Source organism: Rhodococcus sp. MALMAid1271, from assembly GCF_049195265.1.
In the GTDB taxonomy this organism is placed as follows: domain Bacteria; phylum Actinomycetota; class Actinomycetes; order Mycobacteriales; family Mycobacteriaceae; genus Rhodococcoides.
The window spans coordinates 1-5,925 of sequence record NZ_JBMIRQ010000099.1; the positions used below are offsets into that span (position 1 = coordinate 1).

Genomic DNA, 5,925 nt, shown 5'->3' on the forward strand with positions numbered 1-5,925 from the left:
GGGTCGAGTGGTACAACCACAGACGGTTGCATTCGAGCATCGGCCAGATGCCCCCGATCGAATACGAAACGCTCCACTACTCTGGCCTCGGCACCGAGGATCAGCACCAACTGGAGGCGGCACAAAACCTAGGGTGATTCAAACTGCGGCACCGCCGCCGCGCCCGCTGCGAAGACCGTATCCGCACCGCCAAGGACACCGGACTGACCAACTTCCCGTTGCACGGGTTCGACCAGAACCGCATCTGGCTGGCCATCGTCGAGCTCGCTCTGGACTTGACGGCATGGACACAGATGCTCGGGTTCACCGACCACGAAGCACGTAGGTGGGAACCGAAACGTATTCGCCTGCGGGTGTTCTCGATCGCGGGACGCATCTCGACCCATGCCCGCCGCATCCACCTGAAACTGTCGAAGACCGCCACTTGGTCGACCCTCATCGTCACCGCACTGACCCGGCTGGCGGCGCTACCCGCACCCGCCTGACCTCACACCACACGCCCCGACGACCCCGAAAGAACCCCCGCCTCGGCCCGTGGACCCGAGCGCACCGATCGACATCGGTCGCACCATCGTGCGCCAACGGGGTCAAAACACAATCTCGACCCGCTCAGGCCAGCACCTCACCGGGGAGAAAGATCGAGGCTAGCGTCGGTGTCACGCAATATTCCCATTCTCAAGACAAACGAACTTCCGGACAAGAATCCGTCCAGCTTGCCACCACCTCAGTTCCTGGCGTGATCGACGAAAGTGTCGTCGCAAACGTGGGTGACGGCTATGTTCGGTGGAGTCATAAACTTGTGAATTCGGGTCAAAGGAATCACCGTGAAGCTGAGCGACGAGGGCGTGCCACCGCTTGCGTTCGTGCAACTGCTCGAACGCCGCGCACTCGACCCTGACGCCGCCGCGCGCCTTCGTGCAATCATGCACCGCGAAGGAACCAGTGAAGCGACGCTCATTCAGCATGACGTCCAGGCACCGATACGGTGGTTTCGGGAGGTCTATCCCGAACTCGATATCGCCCACGCCACTCGACTCGGACTTGCGTTTGCCGAGCAGGCCCAGTTGACATCGTTCGGGCCCCTGAGTTCACCTTTGATCAGCGCTGGTTCGGTCGCCGAGATCGTCGATCTCCTGACATACCTGCCATTGATCTCCACGGCGTTGAAATCGCAGTTCCACACTGGCGACTACGGTCTGATCGTCGGGCTCACTGCGCACACAGGCGATTCCGCACTGGACTGCTTGGTCATCACCTACGGCGGGTCGGCGTTATTACGACTGCTGGACATGCTCGCCGGTGACATATCGCCGGTGACACTCCATCTGAGCTGGCCGGAGCCGACCGAGGTGAGCCACGACAAAGGTCCGGGGGCGAATCGCCGGTTCTTCGACGCTCCGATTTCCTTCGTCCACGTACCCGAGGACACACTAAACAAGGCTTGTCGGTTCTCGGACCCTCTCGCATATCGACTCGCTATCACTGATCTGCAGCGGACACTCGCCCAGCGGAGTGGGTCCATGTCATCCGCCGAGAAGGTGAGGCAACTGTTGGAAAAGGACCTCGGACAGCGAACCAACCATGATGTTGCACAAGCATTGTCGATGTCGAGCAGCACGTTGAAACGGCGGCTTGCCGAAGAAGGAACCACCTACAGCAAGGTCCGCCACACGCTGCTGTACGAACGCGCGATGCTACGGCTCCTCGATCGCTCGGTTTCGGTCAGCGAGATCGCTTCCGAACTCGGATACAGCGACCTCGCCAACTTCTCTCATGCCTTCAAACGCTGGACCGGGCGCTCTCCGAAAGATTTCCGAAACCCACGACTCTCGGACGACCCGGATTCGACGTAGACCACAGACGGGGTCAGATCGATGCCTCGTTCGTTCGCGGCCTGGTCGATCTTCATCTCGGAGATGTCGGAGACGTCACCGCCTCCCTGCCGTGAGAAGAAGAGTGTGTGCAAACCCGAGTACCAACCACTTGTCACTCGACGGTGTCGGCCGGCACGCGTGCGGTCTCCGATTCGAGAAAGTCGACGAGAGCTTCCAACAGGCTGTCCGCGCGGGTTTCGACATCGGCGAGGACGGAGTCCACTTCGTCGAGAAGACCGTGGGCGTGTCTACGCGCAAGCGTTCCGCGTTCGTAGTAGCCGGGGTCGAGTAGGACCCGCGGTACTGGATCCGGTGCCGCGATCTGCTCCGGATGTTGTGACCGCGCAGTGGGCTGCAGGTGGGTGGGTGCCCGTCCGTCCAGGTGCATTCGCACGATGCCCGCTACCGCACGGGCGGTCAGCGGGGTCGCAGCCAACGGGGTGTGGCCCCACCGGTCGATAGGAGTCGACAGCGGCTGTCGATCGGCCGGATCGAAATACCGGTCGTATCCGCCGAGCCCGGTACCGTCCACGGCATCGAGAGCGTCGGCGAGCATTCGGGTGCTCGCATACCGGGTCTGATGGCCGAGCACCTCACACCAGCGCTGGAACACCGTGCGCGGAGAAATGCCCGTCCCCGCCAGCGCGAGGGAGGTGAGGGTACGAACGCCGCGGCCTGTCTCGACGCGAAAGGCGTCGAGACCCGCATCGGCGGTGACATCGCATGCCCGCAGGGCCGCGATCTGCGTGTACGGCATCCGCAGGTGCCCCAAATCCTCAATGGACGACTCGGCGGGTTCTTCGCCACTTCCTGTCTATGCGGTCATCGCCTCACCATTCCTCGATGTCGCTGAAGACCGGCGTGGCGGTGCCGCCGTCCGCTCGAGGCTCCACCGGCGGGTGGATCGCCGGGATCGGTGCACACGCGGCGGCACCGGTGAGATGCATGCGGCGGGCACGGTTGCGCCGGGCTTTGCGGGTGGCTTTCTGCGAGCGGTCGGTGACCTCGCGCATCTGCTCGATCATCGAAAACAGAGCGCTCTCATCGACGTTCGACCGACCTTGTTTGCGGAGACGGGCGATAGCAGCTCGGTGCTCCCACAGTGTCACCGCGGGATGTGACATCGTCCGGTACGGCACCTCGACATAGCCGGCACCGTCTGGTTCGAGGACCCAGATTCTGCTCAAATCGCGTGGGTCACGTCGTATCACGAACCGCCCCAAATCCTCTCGCCGCGCAACCCACGGTTTGAGCGCGTTCGAGAAGTAGTGCACGTGATCGAGAACGAAGCCCGTCCGCGTCAGACGTCGCCGGATGACGGGAAGAAAGTCCACCAAGAACGCGGTTTCGCCGAGCACCACACGAGGGGCATGACCAACTGCGGCGACCCCACCGGCCCACACGGCGGCCGGAGTGTTCCCGATCCCTGCGTGAACGCTCGCGTGATACGAGGCTATAGCCAGGACCAGCCAACGCTCCAACTCACGCAATGTCAACGCCGCGTGCTTGTCCGAGTCGTAACTTCCTCGGTCCGCTGGGTTCGAGAAGGTGGTCCCAGGCAGCTCGTGCACCGCCGTCATCGCCGTTCCGATGATGCGTTCGACGATCCCGCCGTAGTGCGGTCGGCCCGGAGGACGGTACTCGAGGGTGATGGCGTGCTGGGCGCATCCGCGGCGCAGCGCTTCGCTTTTGAACTCGGAGGCGTTGTCGAGATACAACTGCTTCGGCTTCCCCGCCATCGGCCACTGCACCTGCTCCGCCAGCTCGCATGCCTCCAGCCACGTCTGCTTCCCGCAGCACACGCGGCCCAGGCACAACCCGACCGATATCGACGACGGCGGCTCCAGAGTGACGACGAACCCGAGTACGGAACGGCTGAAGACATCAACGGCGATCGTCAGGTAGGGGCGGCCGATCGGTTACCGCTCTTACTCGTCAACGACCATCAGATCGACGACGGTGTGGTCGATCTGGACCTGATCGAGAATCCCCGAAACCGTCGGTGGAACGTCGCCGGCGGACTGACGTGGGCGGGCGGCATCGGGTCCTCCGCCTGACCTGGCCACCGATGCCGGAGGGAGCGCGGCGATACGCGCAGTGACGGTATTTCTGGCCGGCACCGGCAAACCCGCGCGATGACACGCCAGTGCTATACGTCGGTGCAGCGCAGCGACACTCAGCTTCTGGCGGTGAAGAAAATAGCGGGTGAGATGATCGCCGATCACTTCCTCGACCTCAGCCGCTACTCGGCTGCGGCCACGCCCTCCCGACGAGACCTTCGTCAGAAGATCGGTGACTGTCCCCGTCCCGTTCCTGAGCCTGCCGACCAACGTGTAGACCTGCCGCCTGGACAATCCCAACCGTTGCGCGGCATCGTCGACCGCTTCCGAACGCACCGAATGCATCTCCAGCAAGGGAGCCAGGACAGCGAAACGGGCCTCGGCCTGGGACCACCGCTCCCCCGACGCTGTCAGCACACCGGTCTCCACGACGTCGAGCTTGTCGGGGCGGAAGTTGTCAACCTGTCTGAGACAGATTGGTGTTGATCCCGGTGGGTCCGGGGAGGTCGGGGGCTGTCGGTCGCGACCGATAGCGTTCGGGGTGGTTGACGTACGCGCGGTCGAGTGCACGCTGGCGTCGATGTTGAGTGTCAGCGGCGATCCCGGTGTGCACCTCGTGCGGGGTGTGCCGGCCGAGACCGCTGTGGCGGTGCTCAGTGGCGTAGCGGTGCAGGAATTCTGTTGTCCACGTGCGCGCGTGGTCGATGTCGACGAAGTGGTGTGGGCAGTTGAGGTCGTATTTGATGGTTTTGAACAGCGACTCCGAGAATGGGTTGTCGTCGCTGACTCGGGGCCGTGAGTAGGTAGGCACGATGTTCTTTTCGACCAATGATGTGACGAGGGCATCCGATCGCATCACCGCGCCGTTGTCTGCATGCACTCCTCTCGGTGCGCCGAATTGTTCGACTGCGCGGGCGAACATCTCGACCGCCAAGTCGGAGCTTTCGTTGTATTCGATACGCCAGCCGACCGGGTAGCGGGAGAACACGTCGATTGCCAAGTACAGCCTGTATCGGTCTTGTGTCCTCGGGCCGCGGAGTTCTGTGACATCCCAGGACCACAATTCACCGACGTCGCCGGCGTGCACGATCGGCTTGCTGCGGTGCTGAACGAGGCCGCCCAGTTTGCTGCGTCGCCGATCGCCCACTAAACCCTGTGAGGCGGCGATCCGGTAGAAGGTACGTTCACTGCAGTCGACTTTCTCGGAGTCGAAAGCGCGCCAATATGTTTGCACCACAGACAGATCGGCGTACTCGTCCTCTTCCAGTACCGACACAACCGTCGTACGTTCAGGTGCGGTGAGTGCGGCCGGCTGGTGTCGATTCTTGTGTGGAGTCGGATTCGTCACCGGACGGTAGTGGTTGTAATCGTGGGCTATCCGGTAGTAGGTCGAGCGCGGGATGCCGACAAGTTCGCATCCGTTTCCGACCCCGACGTCGGCTGCGACGAGTTCGCCGACGAGTGCTATCAGGACAGTTTGTTGCGCTCTAGCCACAGTGCGTATTCGCTCGCGCTCAGTAGTGTTACCGGAATCTCGGTGGGGTCCTCGTCCGGCGAGCTCGTGGTGATTCCCTCCAAGAGCTCGTACGCTTTTCCCAAAATTTCTTGCACCGCCTCACTTTGGGCGAGTTTGCGTTTGAGTTCTCGATTTTCTTTGCGCAACTTGTCGAACTCAGCGCGGTCGAAATTCTCCATGCGGCGAAGCGACCTCTCCTCTGCTGCCGATGCCATCTGCGCTTTGTATTCTCCCGCATCTCGACTACGGAGCCAGTTCCGCACGGTCGACTTGGCGAGGTTGTGCTCACGGAGCAGTCGAACCTTTGCCCCATGATCGGTGCACAGGTCCCACTGCTCGACGAACGCGATCCGAAACGCAACCGGAAACGTCCGGCCGCCAGTAGTGGTTCGTCCGATCTCGATGTCGATCACAAGCATCTCGATTCCCCACGCCCAGGCCAGGACGTGTCTCACGATCATCCTGGCAAAGAACG

4 protein-coding genes and 2 pseudogenes are annotated in these 5,925 nt (G+C 62.3%); 2 read left to right on the forward strand and 4 right to left on the reverse strand.

The annotated features are described in order from the left end of the window. Positions 1 to 140: 140 nt before the first annotated feature. Together ACOQFP_RS16465 and ACOQFP_RS16470 are read left to right on the forward strand one after the other, a co-directional pair. Positions 141 to 485 (forward strand): annotated as a pseudogene (locus ACOQFP_RS16465) (transposase); the annotation flags it as partial. 339 nt (positions 486 to 824) lie between these two features. Continuing rightward, the gene (locus ACOQFP_RS16470; RefSeq protein ID WP_068046087.1) at positions 825 to 1,853 is read left to right on the forward strand and encodes a helix-turn-helix domain-containing protein; all 1,029 of its coding nucleotides are present in this window, start codon (positions 825 to 827) and stop codon (positions 1,851 to 1,853) included. A 133-nt stretch (positions 1,854 to 1,986) separates the two neighbouring features. Here ACOQFP_RS16470 and ACOQFP_RS16475 read toward each other — a convergent pair whose 3' ends face one another. The 4 genes and pseudogenes from ACOQFP_RS16475 to ACOQFP_RS16490 all read right to left on the reverse strand — a co-directional run. Beyond that, positions 1,987 to 2,631 (reverse strand): hypothetical protein, encoded by a 645-nt coding sequence (locus ACOQFP_RS16475; protein ID WP_068046090.1) that lies wholly within the window; start codon positions 2,629 to 2,631, stop codon positions 1,987 to 1,989. 73 nt (positions 2,632 to 2,704) lie between these two features. After that, positions 2,705 to 4,411: pseudogene (locus ACOQFP_RS16480) on the reverse strand (Mu transposase C-terminal domain-containing protein). Next, complete coding sequence (locus ACOQFP_RS16485) at positions 4,392 to 5,429, reverse strand: transposase (protein WP_421584919.1); 1,038 nt, start codon at positions 5,427 to 5,429, stop codon at positions 4,392 to 4,394. Before ACOQFP_RS16485 ends, ACOQFP_RS16480 begins: the two are co-directional and overlap by 20 nt. After that, positions 5,402 to 5,925, reverse strand: a 524-nt coding sequence (locus tag ACOQFP_RS16490; RefSeq protein WP_421584920.1) for a hypothetical protein, incomplete at its 5' end; no start/stop codon positions are given. The genes ACOQFP_RS16485 and ACOQFP_RS16490, both read right to left, overlap by 28 nt.